General features: G+C 32.2%; 19 protein-coding genes and 1 tRNA gene. 13 read left to right on the plus strand and 7 right to left on the minus strand.

All coding sequences use genetic code 11. From position 1 onward, the window contains the following. Window positions 1-136: 136 nt before the first annotated feature. Window positions 137-2,836: a magnesium-translocating P-type ATPase gene (gene mgtA, locus FcAc13_RS03425; RefSeq protein ID WP_187754782.1), complete on the plus strand. Its 2,700-nt coding sequence runs from the start codon at window positions 137-139 to the stop codon at window positions 2,834-2,836. Between the two features lie 177 nt (window positions 2,837-3,013). Here the strand turns inward: mgtA and FcAc13_RS03430 are convergent, their stop codons facing one another. Continuing rightward, entirely contained in the window at window positions 3,014-3,709 is a 696-nt protein-coding gene (locus FcAc13_RS03430) for a helix-turn-helix domain-containing protein (protein WP_187754783.1), read from the minus strand. 430 nt (window positions 3,710-4,139) lie between these two features. Here FcAc13_RS03430 and FcAc13_RS03435 point away from each other — a divergent pair, with 430 nt between their 5' ends. The 7 genes from FcAc13_RS03435 to FcAc13_RS03465 all read left to right on the plus strand — a co-directional run bounded on the left by FcAc13_RS03435 (window position 4,140) and on the right by FcAc13_RS03465 (window position 12,473). Continuing rightward, window positions 4,140-6,233, plus strand: coding sequence for a 3-hydroxybutyrate oligomer hydrolase family protein (locus FcAc13_RS03435; protein WP_187754784.1), 2,094 nt, complete (start codon window positions 4,140-4,142; stop codon window positions 6,231-6,233). A 406-nt stretch (window positions 6,234-6,639) separates the two neighbouring features. Further along, window positions 6,640-6,849 carry a transcription antiterminator/RNA stability regulator CspE gene (gene cspE, locus FcAc13_RS03440; RefSeq protein ID WP_187754785.1) on the plus strand — a complete coding sequence of 70 codons (210 nt, stop codon included), beginning with the start codon at window positions 6,640-6,642 and terminating at the stop codon, window positions 6,847-6,849. Window positions 6,850-6,955: 106 nt separating this feature from the next. Next, on the plus strand, window positions 6,956-7,825 hold the full coding sequence (locus tag FcAc13_RS03445) for a carboxylate/amino acid/amine transporter (RefSeq protein WP_187754786.1): 870 nt from the start codon (window positions 6,956-6,958) through the stop codon (window positions 7,823-7,825). A gap of 267 nt (window positions 7,826-8,092) precedes the next feature. Further along, complete coding sequence (gene rlmC, locus FcAc13_RS03450) at window positions 8,093-9,226, plus strand: 23S rRNA (uracil(747)-C(5))-methyltransferase RlmC (protein WP_187754787.1); 1,134 nt, start codon at window positions 8,093-8,095, stop codon at window positions 9,224-9,226. A gap of 3 nt (window positions 9,227-9,229) precedes the next feature. Beyond that, window positions 9,230-9,919, plus strand: a complete 690-nt coding sequence (locus tag FcAc13_RS03455; protein WP_187754788.1) for an aspartate/glutamate racemase family protein — start codon at window positions 9,230-9,232, stop codon at window positions 9,917-9,919. A 178-nt stretch (window positions 9,920-10,097) separates the two neighbouring features. After that, window positions 10,098-11,657: a glutamate--cysteine ligase gene (gshA, locus tag FcAc13_RS03460; protein WP_187754789.1), complete on the plus strand. Its 1,560-nt coding sequence runs from the start codon at window positions 10,098-10,100 to the stop codon at window positions 11,655-11,657. An 18-nt stretch (window positions 11,658-11,675) separates the two neighbouring features. Continuing rightward, a complete protein-coding gene (locus FcAc13_RS03465) occupies window positions 11,676-12,473 on the plus strand; it encodes an endonuclease/exonuclease/phosphatase family protein (RefSeq protein ID WP_220679641.1) in 798 nt (265 codons plus the stop codon). Window positions 12,474-12,540: 67 nt separating this feature from the next. Here FcAc13_RS03465 and FcAc13_RS03470 read toward each other — a convergent pair whose 3' ends face one another. The 3 genes from FcAc13_RS03470 to rnhA all read right to left on the minus strand — a co-directional run bounded on the left by FcAc13_RS03470 (window position 12,541) and on the right by rnhA (window position 15,090). Further along, complete coding sequence (locus FcAc13_RS03470; protein ID WP_187754790.1) at window positions 12,541-13,782, minus strand: transglycosylase SLT domain-containing protein; 1,242 nt, start codon at window positions 13,780-13,782, stop codon at window positions 12,541-12,543. A gap of 41 nt (window positions 13,783-13,823) precedes the next feature. Then, window positions 13,824-14,546, minus strand: a complete 723-nt coding sequence (gene gloB / locus FcAc13_RS03475) for a hydroxyacylglutathione hydrolase (protein ID WP_187754791.1) — start codon at window positions 14,544-14,546, stop codon at window positions 13,824-13,826. Window positions 14,547-14,619: 73 nt separating this feature from the next. Then, window positions 14,620-15,090: a ribonuclease HI gene (gene rnhA, locus FcAc13_RS03480; protein ID WP_187754792.1), complete on the minus strand. Its 471-nt coding sequence runs from the start codon at window positions 15,088-15,090 to the stop codon at window positions 14,620-14,622. Between the two features lie 86 nt (window positions 15,091-15,176). On the opposite strand from rnhA, the gene dnaQ reads away from it, so the two are divergent. From dnaQ to FcAc13_RS03495, 3 genes are all read left to right on the plus strand, one after another. Beyond that, the gene (dnaQ, locus tag FcAc13_RS03485) at window positions 15,177-15,926 is read left to right on the plus strand and encodes a DNA polymerase III subunit epsilon (RefSeq protein WP_187754793.1); all 750 of its coding nucleotides are present in this window, start codon (window positions 15,177-15,179) and stop codon (window positions 15,924-15,926) included. A 161-nt stretch (window positions 15,927-16,087) separates the two neighbouring features. Continuing rightward, a tRNA-Asp gene (locus tag FcAc13_RS03490) sits at window positions 16,088-16,164 on the plus strand. A 128-nt stretch (window positions 16,165-16,292) separates the two neighbouring features. After that, window positions 16,293-17,117: an endonuclease gene (locus FcAc13_RS03495; protein WP_220679644.1), complete on the plus strand. Its 825-nt coding sequence runs from the start codon at window positions 16,293-16,295 to the stop codon at window positions 17,115-17,117. Window positions 17,118-17,535: 418 nt separating this feature from the next. Here the strand turns inward: FcAc13_RS03495 and FcAc13_RS12085 are convergent, their stop codons facing one another. Continuing rightward, window positions 17,536-17,694 carry a S24 family peptidase gene (locus tag FcAc13_RS12085; RefSeq protein ID WP_343066769.1) on the minus strand — a complete coding sequence of 53 codons (159 nt, stop codon included), beginning with the start codon at window positions 17,692-17,694 and terminating at the stop codon, window positions 17,536-17,538. A 114-nt stretch (window positions 17,695-17,808) separates the two neighbouring features. Next, on the minus strand, window positions 17,809-18,015 hold the full coding sequence (locus FcAc13_RS03500; protein ID WP_187754794.1) for a helix-turn-helix domain-containing protein: 207 nt from the start codon (window positions 18,013-18,015) through the stop codon (window positions 17,809-17,811). Window positions 18,016-18,206: 191 nt separating this feature from the next. On the opposite strand from FcAc13_RS03500, the gene FcAc13_RS03505 reads away from it, so the two are divergent. Next, a complete protein-coding gene (locus tag FcAc13_RS03505; protein WP_187754795.1) occupies window positions 18,207-18,392 on the plus strand; it encodes a hypothetical protein in 186 nt (61 codons plus the stop codon). A gap of 825 nt (window positions 18,393-19,217) precedes the next feature. Here FcAc13_RS03505 and FcAc13_RS03510 read toward each other — a convergent pair. Next, window positions 19,218-20,585, minus strand: a complete 1,368-nt coding sequence (locus tag FcAc13_RS03510; RefSeq protein ID WP_187754796.1) for an L-cystine transporter — start codon at window positions 20,583-20,585, stop codon at window positions 19,218-19,220. A gap of 285 nt (window positions 20,586-20,870) precedes the next feature. Between FcAc13_RS03510 and FcAc13_RS03515 the strand changes: the two genes are divergently transcribed. After that, entirely contained in the window at window positions 20,871-21,719 is an 849-nt protein-coding gene (locus FcAc13_RS03515) for an ABC transporter substrate-binding protein (RefSeq protein WP_187754797.1), read from the plus strand. Window positions 21,720-21,721 lie beyond the last annotated feature (2 nt).

The raw sequence follows: 21,721 nt of genomic DNA on the forward strand, positions 1-21,721 counted from the left end.
TGTTGTGATTAAACTTATCATGCATTGTAATGAAGGATTTATTAATTGCTGAATAATGCGCTATCGGGTTTTAGATGATTGAACATAAATTGCATTAGTTAAATGTGGTTAATTCGATAGAATTTAGGTATATGTTATGAAACAAAAAACGAAAGAAAAGAAATTTAATTCTCAAATTAAAGCTGTAATAGAAGCTAAACATTCTTTAGAAGAGACTTTAGCCAATTATCAAACAGATTTAGCTGGATTAACGGAGCATGAAGCTAAGCAACGAATTGAACAATATGGTAAAAATGAAGTAGCTCGGGAACATGTACCTTCAGCTTTTACTCAATTGTTATTAGCTTTTAATAATCCGTTTATTTTTGTATTATTGGCATTAGCTTTGGTCAGTTTTATTACAGATTATTGGCTACCATTACAAAATGGTGAACCCACTGATATTACAGGTATCACCATCATTATAGTTATGGTTTCTTTAAGTGGGCTATTACGATTTTGGCAGGAGTATCGTTCTAACAAAGCAGCCGAAGCTTTGAAGTCCATGATAAAAACTACCGCAACAGTTATGCGTCGTTCAAACAATAATGCTCAGACTCAGTCAATTGAAGTGCCACTAGATCAGTTAGTTCCTGGAGATATTATTTTCTTGTCTGCCGGAGACATGATGCCAGCAGATATACGTTTGATTGAGTCGCGAGATCTTTTCGTGAGTCAGGCTGTATTGACCGGTGAATCAATTCCTATTGAAAAATATGATACGTTAGGCGCTGTATCACAAAAAGGCAGTGAAGGTACACCAACAGAAATAAATAGCAATAATATATTAGATATCAATCATATCGGTTTTATGGGAACGAATGTTATCAGTGGAACCGCAAAAGGGGTTGTTATTGCTACAGGAGCTGATACGTATTTTGGTTCGTTAGCTAAATCCATCATCGGCACGCGTTCACAAACTGCTTTTGACAAAGGAGTCAATAGCGTAAGTTGGTTATTAATCCGTTTTATGTTGGTAATGGTTCCCATCGTATTATTAATTAATGGGTTAACTAAAGGGGATTGGCTTGATGCTGGGTTATTTGCTTTAGCCGTGGCTGTTGGTTTAACACCTGAAATGTTACCCATGATTGTTAGTGCGAATCTTGCGAAAGGCGCAATAGGCATGGCAAAACGTAAAGTCGTGGTTAAGCGTTTGAATGCTATCCAGAATTTTGGAGCAATGGATATTCTTTGTACTGATAAAACTGGGACTTTAACACAAGATAGAATTATTTTAGAGCAACATCTGGATATTAATGGACAACTTGATCCATCGGTTTTACAACTAGCGTGGCTTAATAGCTATTACCAAAGTGGTATGAAAAATTTGATGGATAAAGCCATTATTCGTTTCGCTGAAGAAAAAACCAATGCGAAAACCATGGGATTGGGTAAATATACTAAAATTGATGAATTACCCTTTGATTTTAGTCGGCGACGTTTATCGGTAGTAATGCAAAATGGTAATGATGATCACTTGATGATTTGTAAAGGGGCCGTGGAAGAGATGCTATCTATTGCTTCGCATGTTTATGAACAAGGGCAATATTTACCATTAACCGAAGAAAGGAAACAAAAATTAATTGAATTGGCATATCAGTATAATCAAGATGGATTTAGAGTTTTAGCTGTTGGTTTCAAAGATATTCCAGCACAAGACACAAAAGCCCAGTATGCTGTTGCTGATGAAAAAGATTTAGTAATTCGTGGATTTTTAACATTTTTAGATCCACCTAAAGATAGCGCTAGAGAAGCGGTTAAAGCGTTACGAGAACATGGTGTCGCGGTTAAAGTGTTAACCGGTGATAATGATATTATTACCGCCAAAGTCTGTCGTGAAGTCGGACTTGAAGCTGGCAAGCCTCTACTTGGCATCGAAATTGAGCAGATGAGTGATCAGCAATTAAAACAAGTTATTGAGCAAAGAACAGTATTTGCTAAGTTAACACCATTACAAAAATCACGTATTATTCGTTTATTACAAGACAACGGTCATACTGTTGGCTTCTTAGGTGATGGTATTAATGATGCACCAGCTTTACGTGATTCGGATGTCGGTATTTCAGTCGATACCGCAACAGATATTGCTAAAGAATCAGCGGATATCATTTTGTTGGAAAAAAGTTTAATGGTATTGGAAGAAGGTGTGGTAAGAGGACGTGAAACCTTTGGTAATATCATGAAGTATCTTAATATGACGGCAAGCTCTAATTTTGGTAATGTATTTTCGGTATTGGTTGCCAGTGCTTTTTTACCATTTTTACCGATGTTAGCTATACATCTTTTAATTCAAAATTTACTTTATGATATTTCACAATTATCTCTACCATGGGATAAAATGGATGACGAATTTATCCAAAAACCACGAAAATGGGATGCTTCAAATATTCGTCGTTTTATGATTTGGATAGGACCAACTTCATCCATTTTTGATATCACGACATATGCTATAATGTGGTTTGTTTTTAGTGCAAATAATGTTGATATGCAATCATTGTTCCACTCTGGTTGGTTTATTGAAGGATTGCTATCACAAACATTGGTTGTGCATATGTTAAGAACACAGAAAATTCCATTTATCCAAAGTACAGCAGCTTTCCCAGTTATTGTAATGACTATGTTAATTATGGCTGTTGGGATTTATATTCCATTCTCACCATTTGGTAGCATGATTGGACTTGAGCCATTGCCATGGTCATATTTCCCATACTTGGCTGGGATTTTAATTAGTTACTGTGTTTTAACCCAATGTGTAAAAACGTTTTATATTAAGCGTTTCGGACAATGGTTCTAATTATATAGTATTCAAATTAAGTAAATTGATTGTAATCGATCAATTTACTTTTAATTGCTTCGATAATAACTATTTTAGAATTCACAAATAATTTACTTAATTTGATAATATTTAATGGGTTTAATTTATACGAATAAAGTGTTACATATTAATATAATTATCCTTTTTTATATTACTTTAAAAAACATTCGTTAAAATGTGTTCTACTTTGGCAATGACTTGAAATGGTGTCGTAAGACTATTTTGTTTAATTAAATGATTTTTAAATGTTGGGTTATCATTAATAAGATGATAACCATCTTCAACGGGATCATATTGGATCCGTTTGAGTAGTAATTTGTTATTTAGTAATATAATATAAACACCAGCCAATACACATGTCATTTTATCTTTGCCAAATTTGATAATAGCAACATCACCATTTTTAATGGTGGTATCCATATTGTTGTAAGGAATTTGTACTATAGCTAAATTTTCCGAAGATAAACCCGATCGGAATAACCAATCTCGGCTTAAAGCCCACTCTGTGATAATGTGTTGCTTTTGCAAACCTTCTGAATTATCTTGCAATTCTATATTTAATAGTGTGTTAAATTCTATTTCAGGTATTGCTATAACAATATTTTTATTATCTTTCGATAAAAGTGCTGCATTAGACAAAAATGGATCATTACCAGTTGCCAGCCATGCTACAGAAACGTTACCAATATCAGCAATGGTTAACAAATTCTGTAAGGTTGGTTCTGAATCTCCCCTAATGTATTTTCTAATCGCACTTTCTGATAGTTGGCATTTCTTAGAAAAACTTAGTAAAGATTCATTTCCAATGATATATCTTAAGCGTTGTGCGAATGTCGAATAATTTTGTTTCATAAGAGTATTTCTAAAATTGATAAAAACAATAAAAAACAATTCATTATAATTAGCGGTAAAGATTATCTATTTTTAAACCGATAATGTCATATTGCTATCAAAAAATAAAGAAATATAGATAAATAGTAAAGGTTTTATTAATTTAATTTGTAAAGACGATTGCTCTTTATGACACTTTGCGCTACAAATAAAAATAATACAATAGTATTCAAAATTAATTTTAATTACTTAAAACGTTTGACATTGTCATTTTCTATTTTGCACAATTATAAATTATCTTAAATTAATTCATTTAATAATTGTTTAATAATATTCAAATTGATAAATTTTTACGAAAGATATAAAAAAAAATCTATTTAGACGTATAATACCTTGCCATCTGGCAAATAGCTATCAATTACCTGTTTAAAATAACATAGAGTATCGTCTAATGCTAAAACAGTTCTTTCTATTTTTTGTTAATTTATTGTTAATTTTATTCTTTAATAATATTGTATATGCAAAGTCACTATCTTTTTTAAAAAATAAAGATGAGATAAAATTAATTACAAAACCTGCTTGGCTGGTATTAAATGATTCTAATTTTTATGATGCTGAAAGTGATGATTTAGTAACAGCTGGGATCGGTTTTTCTAAATTATCTCATTCTGTTGCAATGACTAAATTCGCAAATAATTTACAACCCTCAATTCATGAACTCAGGCAGGCAAAACTAAATCGCTTTATTGATAAGAAAACCGGTGAAGGTAGTTTATTTGGCTTTAAGTCGACACAATTAACAACCTTATTCGATGGTAAAATACCAGGTACAGAGGTTCAGGCTTTTTTAGATAATCATGGTGTTCAGGTTGCCTTTCTGTTACAGGTTCCATTAGATTTTGATCTGAAAAAGCCCTGCATTGTAGCAATACCGACAATTGATTCTCAGGGAGTATATAATGCAACAGATATGCAAATTCGGGGATTATGGGGTTTAAAGCATAATTGTGCAATAGTATATAATGATAAAGGATTAGGAAATGCATTATATGATTTGACCAAAAAACAAGGGTATTTCATTGATGGCAAAGTATCCAAACAAAATAGCAAAGAAAATAAGTTAATTTACATTGTTAACGATAACATTCCATCTAAATACACTTCCAATCGTTATGCGGTAAAACAGTTACACTCACAACAAAATCCAGAGCAAAATTGGGGTGAATATGTTATCAAATCGTTAGAATTTGCCTTTTATTATTTGAACACCATGTATTCGAAAAATGAGCAGATTCTTTTTGATAAGGATAATACTATAGTCTTGGTTTATGGAGCAACAGATGGCGGTGGAGCAGCGTTAAAAGCAGGAGAGTTTGATACCGAAGGTATGATAGATGGTATTGTTGCAGTAAATCCACAAATTCAAGTTCCTAATAATCCGGAAATACCATTATTCATTCAGCGTGGAGAATCGCCAGAAGAACCACTAATTACTAAATCATTAATAGATTATAGCACTTATGGCGCTTTATATATGCCATGCGCTGTTTCGGCGATACAAGACATTAATTCCGAACTAACTATACCTAATATCGATAAATACTTTTTTGTCAAAAACCGCTGTCAATCATTAAAAAAGGCCAATTTGTTAGTTTCAGATACCGTAAAAGCACAATCTTTCGAAGCACTGGAAAAACTTTATGAATACGGTTGGTCGCCACAAATGATCAATCAATTACCGTTCCATTATTATACGCAAACAATGAATCTGCCGTATAAATATATTAGCCAATATGGTCGTTTTAGTGTCAAAGATCATTTATGCCATTTATCTGTTGCGTCCATTAATCAAGAACTATTATATAACAATGGTGAAGTAGCCCCATTAACAAAAACGAATTTTGCGCAATTATGGGGTAATAATTCAGGTTCCTTACCCATTAAAATGCAAAATAATATTACTGCTATAGATTTAGTGAATGATGATGATCCTAAAGGTCCTCATCAAGAGTTTTTTTCTCGTTCTAAAAATGGAACGAATATAGATTATAATTTGGCTGGTGCAATATGTTTGAGAGATAAAATCACTGAAAGTAGAGTGCAAAATGGGCAAAATGAAGTTTTAGCAAATGGTAATTTACATGGCACTAAAACGATAATAGTTCATGGTCAACTAAACGTTAGGAATTTACCAGATTATTCATCGAGAGCTTATGTGGCGCTAAATAGTTATCGTGAAGGTAATGCAAGTAATTTACGTTATATGGAAATTGAAAATGCCAGTTATATTAATAGCATTATACCATTTGATAATACTCTCATCCCAATTGATTACTATGGTGAGAGCGCTATGGATTGGTTATGGAGTAATATAACCAAACAAACCAGTTTACCTGAAAGTCAGGTTGTTCGCACTGTGGTACGTGGTGGTGATATCGGCGCTGCACCGCAAATAACAGAAAAGAATTTGACGCCAATTGCACAATCGCCGAGAACTGAAAACAGAATCTATGTGCAAAAATCAGTAGTTCGATTACCTAAATGAAGTTTAAGTAAATAAATCATGCGTTATATTATCCGTTGGTAATATGTTAAGTTTCTTAATATTAATTAAGATTTCAAAATTTTTTACCAATTGAAAATATTATTTTTAATTTGCATAAGCTTAGTTTATTAAATTATTTTCTTAAATTTATCTAAAAATGTGATCTAGCTCATTAATTTTACTATTACCTGCTTGATTTCATTAAGAAGTTATGCGGTAATAGTTACCGACAAATAGCACAAAGCATAGAATTTTGTCAGTAACATTAATAATAAAAGAATGTGACCTTTTGCAGATTATTTTGTATTTGTTTATTCCTTTACTTGATGTTTATTTTCAATATTTGTTAGTGCTGTTGTCTAAAATATATATAAAGACAGTAATCAATTTTTTAGGATATAAGTACATGAGTAAGAAAACAGGGCAAGTAAAGTGGTTTAATGAAAGTAAAGGTTTTGGTTTTATCACTCCAGCTGATGGAAGCAAAGATGTATTCGTTCATTTTTCTTCCATTTCAGGCGAAGGTTTTAAAACTTTAGCTGAAGGACAAAAAGTTGAATTTTCAATTCAAGATAGCCCACGCGGACCAGCAGCAGCTGAAGTTGTTGTTATCTAGTTCAGCAAATTGAACTAAATAAAAAGTCTACTATGGAAGTAGGCTTTTTTTATATTATAATCATGCAAATTATTTCTTTTTTATTTTTTTATATCTTCAAAGTTATATGGTATACCTTTTAATCGTTACTGCAATCTGGTCTTTTTCTTTTAGTTTAATTGCTGTTTATTTAAGTGGGCAAGTAGATACTTGGTTTGCTGTCGTTGCTCGAATCACATTGGCATTTTTAGTTTTTAGTCCATTTTTACGTATAAAGTTATTTACACTGAAGCAAATCGTATTATTGATGGGGGTCGGTGCTTTTCAACTCGGCATTATGTATATTTTCTACTATAATGCATTTCGTTATTTAACAGTCCCTGAATTATTATTATTTACCATCTTTACTCCCATTTATGTGACGTTATTTTATGATCTACTACAAAAGCATAAATTAAGAGTATCCTATCTTTTTACTACAATATTAGCCGTTATTGGTACCGCGGTGATTCGTTATGATCATATTTCGGCTGATTATATTATTGGTTTTTTAATGATCCAAGGAGCAAATATTGTATTTGCAATTGGTCAGGTAGGTTACAAACGAATTATGGAACTATATCGTTTACCACAACACAATGCTTTTGCTTGGGTATATGTTGGTGCGGTTATAGTATCAATGATTTGTTGGTTAATCTTTGGTAATACGGAGCGTCTACCGACTACATTTATTCAGTGGGGAGTCATAGTTTGGTTAGGTGTTATAGCTGCTGGTTTGGGCTATTTTCTCTGGAACTATGGTGCAACAAAAGTTGATTCTGGTACATTAGCAATAATGAATAATGTTGTTATACCGGCTGGTATTTTAGTCAATGTAGTATTGTGGAATCAATCAATTGATTGGATACGCTTTTTAGTTGGTTCCGTAATAATTTGTTTATCATTGTTTATTCACCGAAAATGGTGTTCTGGTTCAGAGCGAAAATCTTCATTGTGAATTTTGTTAAAATTTGATTCAGTTATGTATTATAAATAATATGCTGCTATACCAGACAAAAAAGCCATCTGATTAAGATGGCGATGGAATAAAATGAAAAATATGCAGTGGCATATATTAAGACCACGAAAAAATTAATAAGTTCCTAAATATTACATTTTTTTATTTTTATAGCTCAATTAATTATACTCAATTCTTAAATTATGATATTAAAGTCAATATCGTTAATTATATGAAATTCTAAATTCAAGTTGGTCGTTACAATACATGAAATGCTGTTATTATGAACAAAAAAAATGTTTATCTTGTCGATGGATAGAAAGATCATATCCATCACAATTACAAGAGAAACAACAATATATGATTAACCAACTAAGCCAATTTTCTCCTAAGCAGATTTTTCAACCAATAGCTAGTAAAGAATCTCGTTTTCGAAATAAAGCAAAAATGGCAGTACTTGGAACCGTAGAAAAGCCGATTCTTGGTATTTTGAACAATAACCAACCTATCGATCTTTGTGATTGTCCCCTTTATAGTGAAGCAATGAAAATAGTACTTCATAAAATTAAGATATTTATTAAAAAATTACAATTGGTTCCCTACAATATCACCAAAAAAAAGGGGGAATTAAAATTTATTATTATTTCTGAAGCAGAAAATCAATTTATGCTTCGCTTTGTTTTGCGTTCAAATAAGTATCAATTAAAAATTGCTAATGCAGTGGATGAACTAAAAGCGACAATTACTGGTCTCGCTGTTATTACGGTTAATATTCAACCACAACATGCAGCAATTTTAGAGGGAAAGGATGAAGTAATCTTAACCCAGCAAAAATATTTACCAGCTAAACTAAATCATATACCTTTATTTTTACTAAAAGGCAGTTTTTTTCAAACTAACACATCGGTTGCAGCGCAGCTTTATGCAACAGCTCGCAATTGGCTAACAAATTTACCAATTCATTCCGTTTGGGATCTATTTTGTGGAGTAGGTGGTTTTGGATTGCACTGCGTTACACCTGAAAGAAAATTAATAGGAATTGAAATCAATCATGAAGCAATTGAATGTGCTAAATTATCAGCTAATCTATTAGGCTATTCACAATTGCATTTTCAATCACTGGATGCGAGTCAGTTTGCACTGAGTCAAAAAAGTCATATTCCTGATATCATTTTAGTTAATCCTCCTCGGCGTGGAATTGGCAATGTATTGATTGACTATTTACAAACCGTATCACCTAATTATATCTTATATTCAAGTTGTAATTTAAGCAGTTTAGTTGCTGATTTGAAAGCGTTAGCTAATTACCAAATTCACTGTGCACAACTTTTCGATATGTTTCCACATAGTGAGCATATGGAGGTTTTAGTATTATTAAATAAAAATAATAAGGAAAATTAAGGCATGAAAACCATTGGTTTAATTGGTGGTATGAGTTGGGAAAGCACGGCAACATACTATCAAATTATTAATCAAGTGATTAACAAGCAATTAGGTGGTTTACACTCAGCTAAGTGTGTTTTATATAGTGTTGATTTTCAGGAGATAGAACAATGTCAGTCTAGCAATGATTGGCAAAAAAGTGCGCAAATTTTATTACAAGCCGCGTTAAGTCTACAGAAAGCAGGGGCTGACTTTATTGTGATTTGTACTAATACAATGCATAAGGTTGTTCCACAAATAATACCTCATCTTAATATACCAATTCTCCATATAGCCGAAATGACTGTAAAGGCTTTAAAAAAACAGAATATGACAAGAATAGCTTTATTAGGTACCAAATACACCATGGAACAACATTTTTATAGAGAAATCATTATTCAGCATGGTATTGAGGTTATTATTCCAGATGAGCAAGATCGACAAATAATTAATGACATTATTTTTAAAGAATTATGCCTAGGTGTCATTAAATTAAATTCTAAAAATGCTTACTTAGCTATTATTGATAAATTGTGTAGATTAGGTGTGCAAGGTGTTATTCTGGGGTGCACAGAAATCGGTTTATTGATAAATCAAAATGATACAGCGATCCCGTTATTTGATACCAGTTTAATTCATGCGCAAGAAGCTGCATTATATGCTTTAGGTTAATTTGAGAAGTTTTCTTTTCTATTTAGTCAAAAATCAATAGTAATTAATTTATTGAAAAATTTATTTTAAATTGATAATTTGCGATGATGTTACAATTTAATCAATTAAATCGTAACATCATCTAATCTATATTATGCTAATATGGTAAAGATTAAATTTAAGTAGGAAGAACAATATTATGATTCCAGATGTATCAAAATCATTAGCATGGCTTGAAAAACATTATACTATTCTGGAGGGGATTCAACGTGGCGTTGAACGAGAGACGTTAAGGATCCGGCCTGATGGTAGTTTGTCACCAACACCATTTCCCACTGAAATTGGTTCAGCTTTGACACATCCCTGGATTACAACTGATTTTGCTGAATCCATGCTTGAATTTATCTCGCCAGTTAATACTAATATCGAATATACACTAACATTTTTACGTGATTTACATCGGTATGCCAACATACAAATTCATGATGAGCTAATGTGGCCATTAAGTATGCCCTGCTTTGTTGGTAATGAAACTGATATAATTTTGGCTCAATACGGTAATTCAAATGAAGGTCGATTAAAAACGCTTTACAGAGAAGGATTGAAAAATCGTTATGGGGCGATGATGCAAATTATTTCGGGTGTGCACTATAATTTTTCTTTACCAACGGCTTTTTGGCAAGCTAAAGACGGCATTAAAAATGCTGAGGAAGGAAAAGAGGTCATATCAGATGGTTATTTAAAATTGATCCGCAATTATTATCGATTTGGTTGGGTTATTCCGTATTTATTTGGTGCTTCTCCATCGGTATGTCAATCATTCATTAAAGATCCGCAAAAATTAGCTGAATTTTCAAAACAAACCAATGGCAGTTGCTTTTTACCTTATGCAACGTCTTTAAGATTAAGTGATATTGGTTATACCAACGATGCTCAGAAACAATTAGGCATAACGTTTAATGATCTACAAACTTATGTAGATGGTTTACGCAAAGCGACACATACTCGTTCGGAACGATTCAGTCAAATTGGCGTGAAAGTTAATGGAATTTATCGCCAAATTAATGATAATGTTTTGCAAATAGAAAATGAATTTTATGCACCAATAAGACCAAAACGTGTACCTAAAAAAGGTGAAACTCCATCTGCAGCGTTATTGAGAGGGGGGATAGAATATATAGAAGTACGTTCTTTAGATATCAATCCTTTTTCACCAATTGGTATTACTGAAGAACAAATTCGATTTATTGATCTTTTTTTAATTTGGTGTGCCATAGCGCCGGCACCAGAAATGACCAGTGATGAGTTGCAATGTGCTAAAGTCAATTGGAATCGAGTCATTATGGAGGGGCGTAAACCTAATCAGATCATTAGTTTGGGATGCGGTAATTACCATGAACCTTTAGCAAAAGTCGGTCACGATTTATTTAAAGATTTATTACGTGTTGCTGATGTATTAGATCATAAAGACTCACAACGCCGTTATCATCACGTTTGTGAGCATTTAGATGTTATGTTTGATCATCCCGAACTAACTTTGTCTGCACGTACCCTACAAGCAATAAGTGATATGGGAACAGCAAAGTTTGGTACAGCTTTAGCCAAGCAATATAAACAACAGCTTAATGCAGAACCGTTACAGATCTTGACTGAGAATGACTTCATTTCCCAACGTAATCAATCATTATTAAAGCAAACTACTAAAGAGCAGCAACAACAATTGTCATTTGATGATTACATTCAGCAAGTGAATAAATAAACATATTGGTAGCTTATTATGCATATATTTAAAATGAATAAATTATTATTCGATACTGATTATGTGATCCGCTATCAATCAGGACAAACCGCAAAACTGGTTGAACCGAACGAAATGAATTTTCTGCCGACATCAATTGTGGATTCAAAACGACTCAGTATTTTAGTGTGGAATATTTTTAAACAAAAGCGATCCGAATGTATTCATTTTTTGGATACATATGCTAACACAACAGCATTACTTTTGTTGCAAGAGGCTCAAACTACCCCTCAATTAATAAATTTTATTCATCGCAATCATAAAATTGCCGATCAAGTTCCTGCTTATACATTTAAAGATGTCTATTCTGGTGTGATGACTGTTTCTAATGTTACACCAATAAATGCTATAGGGTTTAAAGAAAAAGAACCTTTAATTCGTATTCCTAAATCTGCCTTGATCACACAATATCAATTGTTAGAAAATCAAAAAACATTGTTAGTCGCTAACATTCATGCAGTAAACTTTAGTTTAGGAATTAAAATATATAATCAACAAATTAAGTTATTATTAAATCAACTTGCCACCCATGAAGGACCAATTATTTTGGCGGGTGATTTTAATTCTTGGAGTAGACAACGTTTGCATATACTTTATCGTTTGATTCGCATGAGCAATTTAAAAATGGTTAATTTTACAAGCGATATGCGCAAAACATTTATGGGACGACCATTAGATTTTGTGTTTTATCGAGATTTAGCCATAGACCAAGCGAAAATAATTCATACCGATGCATCCGATCATAATCCGTTATTGGTTGATTTTATTATTAATTAACTAAAAAAACAAAGCATATAATTGAATCTTCATGTGAGAAATTTTTTTCTAATAACTTTAATAATTATTAACGGTTTTCAATGTTGATAGTTAATTTATCCCCGGGTTTAAGTTTATTGCTATTTGTCAGCTTATTCCACTTAATGAGTTCGTTAACTTTAACTTTATAATTCTTGGCAATTTTATAAAGATTATCACCATTTTTAACTTGATAAATTATTTGACTATAACGTAAATGTTCTTTTTCATAAAAACGAATATCAATATCATTAATTTTAATATATTTGTTGTTAGTCAGCGCGATTGCATCAAACGAATTTGGCATCGAATGGTTAATGTTTTCTAAATACATCAAATCAACAATGTTAGGTGAGGCTAATTGTAACTCTTTAAGTTTTGTAATTAAGTTGTCAGCATATGCTGTTGGGATAAACAGATGATATGAGCCACCTTTAACTACCTTTTTAAGGTAGGCAGCATTATATTCTAATAATTCATCGAGCGAAATTCCTGAATACTGCGCTATCTTTTCTAAACTAATTTGCTGAGTTAATTCAATTCGTACAAGAGAATTTTCATATTCACATGTTGGTAAAGACAGTTTATATTGCTCATTATTTTTTAGAACATCAACTAAAGCGAGAAATTTTGGAACATATTGCATGGTTTCTTTTGATAAATTAAGTGCCCAAAAATTAGTCGGTAATTTCTTATCTTGATTCCATTTAATTGCTTTACGTATACGGCTTTCGCCAGCATTATAGGCAGCAATGGTTAATAACCAATCACCATCAAAACGTTGATTAAGATATTGTAATAGATTTATGGCTGCATCAGTTGATTGAATAAAATCTCGTCTTGAATCGAAGTATCTGTTTTGTTCCAGACCATATTGCTTGGCCGTAATGGGAACGATTTGCCATAGCCCGGCAGCCTTAGCATGAGAGGTTGCTAATTGATTATAGGAGCTTTCAATTACAGGAATAAGCGCTAATTCAACCGGCATTTTACGTTCATTAAGTTGTTTGACTATATAGTATATATAGGGTTCAGAACGCTGCAAATTGGTTTCTAATGAAACACGATTTTTTAGAATTTTTTGCTTTTCCGCTTGAATTCGTTTATTTTCTGGAATATTAATGTGCAATTGCTTTTGGACAAAGTTCCAAGGATCTTGGCTAATCAAAGATGAACTGGCATTTAATTTAGACAAGTTATTGCGATATTTTAAACGTTGTTGGCCTGTCGATGATGACTGACAGCCAACTAATAATCCTATAAGTAAAGTAGTGACAATAAACTTTTTCATTAGTATTTATTTTTAGTATATAAAAATGGCGGTTATTATACCTAAAAATTATCTTTTTGGATCCGCAAAAAAGTAAAAAGATCTAATGCATTGCTAATATTAAAATGATGTTGTAAATTTTGCTCATCACATCGTAAAAATAAATTTATTTGCTTTTCTTTAAGCATGGTTGTCGGTAGTGTAATGAGCTGATTCCGTATCTGCTGGTAATAGGTTTTTATCAATCTATCGTCAGGAAGAATGGTGAGAGCAAATTGTAAATTATTTATTGTGTATTCATGAGCAGGACATACTATCGTATCATTGGGAAGTTGTTTTAATTTGTTGAGTGATTGGTACATTGGTTGATATGATCTTTCAAAAACGCTTCCACAGCCAGCGGAAAATAACGTATCACCACAAAATAAATAGGGTGCACAATAATATGCAATATGACCTAATGTATGACCTGGAACAGGAATAATATTAAATAATTGTTCATCAATGAAGAATTCAGCTTTATCAGAAATATGGGTGATTGGTAATGGCACCTCTAATGGACCATAAACTTTAATAGTCCGATAATGTTGTAAAAGCGCCATTACACCATCAATATGATCTTTATGATGATGGGTAAGAATAATAGCAACTGGTGTCAAATGGTGATTAACGAGATAATCGATGACAGGTTTTGATTCTCCAGGATCGACAATGACTACGCGTTTCTTGGATGTTTCTAATAACCATATGTAGTTATCTTTTAAAGCAGGAACTCTATGTAACATTTTTCCTCCGTTAGTTAATAAGATGTTGGTGATTAAGCACGATCTAATATAAAAACATAAGAAATCTAATTTTTTATTTATTGTCCTGAATAAAGCCGTCATCACTGAGTGATGGTTGATTAGCTGCTTCTTTAGCGAGAATGTCGCAACGCTCATTTTCTTCGTGACCGGCATGACCTTTAACCCACTGCCAATCGATTTGATGGTGAGCCACGACATCATCAAGGCGGCGCCATAAGTCGGCATTTTTTACCGCTTTTTTATTAGTGGTTTTCCAACCATTTTTTTTCCAGTTAACAATCCATTTTAAAATACCATTACGTAAATATTGGCTATCAGAATAAAGCGTGACAGCACATTTTTGTTTTAAGGCCTCTAAAGCGACAATAGCAGCCAATAATTCCATGCGATTATTGGTGGTAAGTGTATAACCCTGAGTGATAACACGTTCAGTACGTTTATATCTTAATATAGCAGCATAACCACCTGGTCCAGGATTACCTAAACATGAACCATCAGTAAAGATTTCGATTTTTTTTAGCATATTGAAAAGAACATTGGGTAATTGATAAATAAAAGGTAAACTATATTACAGATTTAAAACATAATGAAAAGTATTAATGTGATTTTATGAAAAATAACAATATCTTAACCCCTGAAAGACAGATAGTTCTTGATACTGAAACCACTGGTATGAACCAAAATGGTAAAAACCACTATGAAGGTCACAAAATTATCGAAATTGGTGCTGTTGAAGTCATTAATCGGCGTCTTACCGGCAATCATTTTCATGTCTATATTAATCCTGAACGCCAAGTTGATCCAGAAGCATTTGCTGTACATGGTATTAGTGATGAGTTTCTTAAAGACAAGCCATTATTTAAAACTATAGCTGATGACTTTATCGCTTTTATTGATGGTGCCGAATTAGTTATTCATAATGCCACGTTCGATGTTGGATTTATGGATTATGAATTTAGAACAGCTGGTATTGATTTTGTTACCGCTTCGCATTGTTTAGTAACCGATACCTTAGCAATGGCAAGGCGGATTTTTCCAGGGAAACGAAATAATTTAGATGTGTTATGTGAACGTTATCAAATTGATAATTCTCATCGAACTTTGCATGGTGCATTATTAGATGCTGAAATTCTAGCTGAAGTTTACTTAGCAATGACAGGGGGGCAAACTATTTTGTCATTTAGTCATGAAGAAAATAGCACTAATCATAACGTAGCTCAACCATTGCCATTAGAAAAAATTCAACGCGAACAGTTTAACTTAAAGATTATCCGCGCTTCTGAAATCGAACTTGAAGAACATGCAAAATCACTTGATAAGATAGATAAAAAAAGTGGTGGATCAATATGGCGTAAGTAATATAATTTACTTGCTACATGTTGAATTAATGTACAAACAAAATTGCTACGGTAAATTTATATTGACGATTTTGATGTAAATGATTATTATGCGTCTACTTTATCAAACAGCTTGTATAAAGTATATTTTAAATTTTAATCTAAAAGTTTAAATAGTTACGCGGAGCGGTAGTTCAGTTGGTTAGAATACCTGCCTGTCACGCAGGGGGTCGCGGGTTCGAGCCCCGTCCGTTCCGCCAAAATTTAAAGTATGTTGTAATTAAGGCGCTCAATGAGGCGTCTTTTTTTATGCTGATAATTCAATAAATTTCTATTAAGATAATTAGCAAATGTCATAGGATTGACTGGTTAGGGGGAAAAGGATTTTGTGAAAAAAGTTATCTTAATGCTTGTTTTCAGCTTACCTCTTATAGTACATGCAAAAAATTGTAAGCAGGGCATTCCCTGTGGCAATTCCTGCATATCTGCAGATAAGATTTGCAAAATAGATCATGTCACGAGCCAATATTTATCTCCATCAATTAACCCAGTTCAACAAAATACATCTAACACACTAAATAAACAGAATTTTAATAATGCCAAATCCAATTTGGTAAAACTGTATAATGATAACGCCGAACAAACGACATTTTATTGTGGTTGTGAATTTAATTTAAATGATAAAAAGCACATGGTGAACTTTAATAAATGCGGTTATCAAGTACGAAAAAATCAAAATCGAGCTCAACGTATTGAATGGGAGCATGTTATGCCAGCCGAAAATTTTGGACGACATTTATCGTGTTGGCAAAATGGTGGGCGTAAAGCATGTAAAAAAGATATCTTATTTAATCAAATGGAAGGGGATATGCATAATTTGCAGCCATCCATAGGTGAGATAAATGGTGACAGATCAAATTACCGTTATTCACAATTTACGCGTGAATTTCATCAATATGGACAATGTAAATCAGCAGTTGATTTTAAACAACGTAAGTTTCAACCACGAGATGAGATACGGGGAATTATTGCACGAACCTACTTTTATATGTCTGATAAATATCAAATTAATTTATCAAAACAAGAACAACAATTGATGACAGCATGGGATAAGTTATATCCACCGATCAAATGGGAATGTGATCGAAATCGTTTGATTACCAACATTCAAGGGAATGATAATAAATTTATTACTAAACACTGTGCTAAATAATTGAAGATTAAGTTTGAATTGTTGTGTTTTATTTCAACTAACGAGTCAAATATCTTTTGTTTTCTAAGATTTTAACTTTTATCTTGATGATCAATTAATAAATACATTTTAGTTTCACAATTAAAATTGTATTAAGATAAAGGGTATCAAATTTTTATCAGAATAATATTTTGGGATACTGAGAAAAGATTACAAAACTCAATAGCTATTCCAAAAACAATTTATATAATATTTCCTCTAAATTTTCACTTGGTATTGACTGATACTATCTTTTACGTCGGCATATTCTATGCTCTACCATGGTACCGATAAGTCTAATTTCTTGGTTTAATATATTCAATTTTGTGTAATTGGGATTCAATCGAATAAGTTCAAATTGCATTCTATTTTGATTATCATACCCAGTTCACGTTATTTTTTAAAAGTTGCTTCCGCTTCGCCATACATTGCTGTGATAAACATCATCAGATGTAGGTTTCGCTGCAGGATCAATAAATACAATATCACATTCTTTAAACTCTGGTTTCATTGTGTCACTTTTTATTTTTAACGCAAATGCCTCCCTGATAATGCTAATGAAGTCATAATATAATCAAATCCTGTTGAACCTTGAAATTCCCAGATTTCTCGTAACATCGCTGCTTGCAAATAAATAATAAGAGGTATCTGATGAGATAATATTTCTACATTATTAATTTTTTTTCTTTTCACTAAGTAACCACGCTATTTCACAATTAAGCGTAATCGATAGTTCATATAAATTTCTTGGTTTTTTGGTTTCAGCTGATTTTATAGCCTGATAGGATTGTTGTTTTATTAAAACTTGTTCAGCCACTTCGCGTTCTATTAAATCTAACGGTTCTCTTTTTGTCTTAATTCTTCGACTTATATTATTCATTAATGTTATCTATCCGATTTTGGAATAATTTATTTATAGTTAGAGCTGTCATTGACAAACAGTAAAAATTGTTAGAAAATACTGTATGTATATACAGTATTTTGGCGACAAATATAATAAAATGTTATTAATAATAATTAAATCAAAGAATAGATTCTTTGTTTTATAAAAATGATAAGGATGATAGGAAAATGATGTACGAGATTACAGCGGAAGTTAAAAAAGGTATGCAATCATGGGGCAATATTAAATTACGTCGTGATTATGCAATGACCAAGGAGGATTTAATCCAGACACTTGAAAAAACTGAAATCGATTTTGATTGTTTTATCAAAACAGATATTTCAGTGAAAAATTTTCAATGTATTAAACTTTGATCTCTTTATTTTAAATAAAGCTATGATGTGAAAAAATCAGAATAGATTTATTATCAATTTGGCATGACAACTTATCAAAGAGCAAGGTAAGTTATTTTAAAAATATATCAAAAATTAATATAAAAAGATGTGCTAAAGATATTGATTAAACCAGCTATTAAAATGACTTCACCTTGTGTCGCGAAAACAAATCACTGACATTGATCGTAAAACACAATATACCCTTATTGATATATTAACCCCAATGGTGAAATTGGTCCTGTCATAAAGTAATGTTCAATTATAAAACAAGCAATAAGTCAGACAGACTTGAAATCATACAGTTTGAGCTGGTTGTTAATGATAACGATAATCTCATGATTGATTCAGCAATGACAAATTTAGGTAAACAAAAAACTATCAAGATCAATATCAGGTACTTAAAAGTTATTCTTTTTAAGAATATATCGCAGTAAAAAAATTATGATTGTATGCGATCTTTGATTCATTTGGCAAAATTAACGTATTCGTGTGGAGAAGCTATAAAACTTATAAAATTATGTAGAGAAAATATATATTAGCGATGCAAACAATGCTGACAGGAATTGAACTAGATTTATTTGAGAATAGGATACGAAATTGCTCTTCACAATGTCATAATGTTGAATATTTTGTTGTTTTATTTGCATAATCAAATAGTTAATTTGGTTATATACTCAGTGTCAATTTAATTCGCCAAAATGTTTATGATTAACGATCATAGACATGTCTTTTAATGTGATAGAGATTATTTTGAATTATTTATAAAAAAGCCAATATTATCTATCTTATTGGCTTAGCAATAGTTTAATTTACTTCAATTTGATTTTTATCTATTTGATTAAGTAAATGACTTGTTATGATACCTGCTGTCATGGATCCACTAACATTTAAGGCAGTTCTTCCCATATCGATAATAGGTTCAATCGATATTAAAAGCGCGACGAGTTCAATCGGTAAGCCCATCACTGGTAAAACAATTAATGCCGCATATGTAGCGCCTCCGCCAACACCAGCAACTCCGATCGAACTTATGGTTACAACTAAAACTAACATAATCATAAATGATAAATTCAATTCTATGTTTACCGTTGGGGCAATCATCATCGCTAGCATCGCAGGATAAATACCAGCACAACCATTTTGCCCAATCGTGGCACCAAATGATGCTGCAAAACTCGCAATACTTTTTGATACACCAAACCGTTTTTCTTGAGTTTGAATATTCAACGGAATCGATGCGGCACTGGAGCGGCTGGTAAAGGCAAAACTCATTACTGGTATTATTTTTTTAAAGTAGCCGATGAATGATTCACCAAATAAAGCAATTAAAAATCCGTGAATAATAAACATAATAGCTATCGCGGTATATGAAGCAATAATAAAGATTCCCAACGAAATAATACTTTTTGCGTCTGAAGTGGCTGCCATTTTTGTCATTAGAGCAAAAATACCAAAAGGGGTTAATTGAATAATAATTCGCACCAATTTCATAATCCATTGTTGAATAAGATTTATGCCCGATAGTAATGTGGTACCATTTTCTGGATTATCATTGATTAGTTTTAAAGCGGCAATGCCAAGGAAAACGCTAAAAATTACTACACCCATTATTGATGTTGATCTTAGGCCAGCTAAATCTTGAAAAGGATTGCTTGGTATAAAAGCCAGAATCATATTGGGAATATTTAATGAATCAAGTGAATTATTTTTGATATCTTGTAATTTAATTGCTCTTGTTTGTTCCAGTGAACCTAAAGCTAATCCATCAGCAGAAAGATTAAATAAATACGAAACTAATATCGCCACAATAGCTGAGATAAATGTGGTGAATAATAAAAGGCTAATGACAGAACAACTAATCTTTCCCAGTGAAGAAGCGTTATGGAGTTTGGCTACGGCACTCAGTATAGAAACAAAAATGAGTGGCATGACGACCATTTGTAAAAGTTTAACGTAGCCATTGCCAATGATATTAAACCATTCAACTGACTGATGGATAATAGTGGTATTAACGTTATGGTAGATTAATTGTAATATAATACCGAACGCTAACCCCAATATTAATGCGATAAAAACCTTACGTGATAAAGACCAATTTTTAAAATGAAGCTGAAGATAAATCAGACCACTCAATAAAAGAATAAATAAAATGATATTCAAATAGATAGCCATAGTATGTCCTGAAAAGAATTGATTGATTCAGTTTAACAAAACAATTGCTCTCATATTATGAAGAATAGGAATATTGTTATAAAGAAAGGGCATAAGTGAAGTAGTGATAAAAAAAGTGAAATCCCATGTATCGATTCGGCGATTAATAAGAATAACATCAACACGATCAATTAATCGTGACATTGTTTAATATAATAACCAGTTATAACGATGTAATTTTAAGTTATTTAGTATTTATAGTGTTCATTGTTAAACTTTAATCAAATGGTAAATGAGGGTAAAACAATGATATTTAAGCTAAAAAATTTTTTGAAAAACTTAACAATAGGATTAACTTTATTAGCTAATGCTGTAGCAATAAATTATGCTTATGCCGATCGATTAGATGATATTGAAAAACGCGGTGAGATAAAAATTGCTGTCTTTGATAGTAACCCACCTTTTGGCTATATTGATGAAAAAACTAATCAAATTATTGGTCTTGATGTGGATTACGCTATGGCAATAGCTAATGCGTTGAATTTAAAACTCAAATTAGTATCAACCAATCCAGCCAATAGAATACCGCTATTAATTTCCCAGAAAGCAGATTTAATTGTTGCTAATTTTACTGTTACAGAGGAACGTTCTAAAGCAGTTGACTTTAGTGTACCGTATTTTGCGACTGGTCAAAAATTTATCGCAAAAAAAGGTGTAATAAAAACACCAGATGATATAAAAACTTTACGCATTGGAGCTGATAAAGGAACCGTTATGGAAATCACCTTACGCGAAAAATATCCAACAGCGAAAGTGATATCTTATGATGATACACCATTTGCATTTGCTGCTTTACGTAATGGGGTTGTACAAGCGATTACGCAAGATGATGCCAAATTAGTAGGATTACTGGCGAATATTCCACAAGTTCAACGCGATGAATTCGAAATTTCACCATTTAGTATTACCAAAGAGTATCAAGCCGTCGGGTTGCCAAAGGGAGAAACCCGATTAAAGGAAAAGGTTAATCAAATACTGTTAGCACTGGAACAAGATGGCGAAGCGCTAACCATTTATAATCGATGGTTTGGGCCACAGACATCATCAGCAATGCCAAGAGGTGATTTCAAAATTGGTGATGGATCACTATATTAGTA

This window comes from Frischella japonica (genome assembly GCF_014489845.1).
GTDB lineage: Bacteria > Pseudomonadota > Gammaproteobacteria > Enterobacterales > Orbaceae > Frischella > Frischella japonica.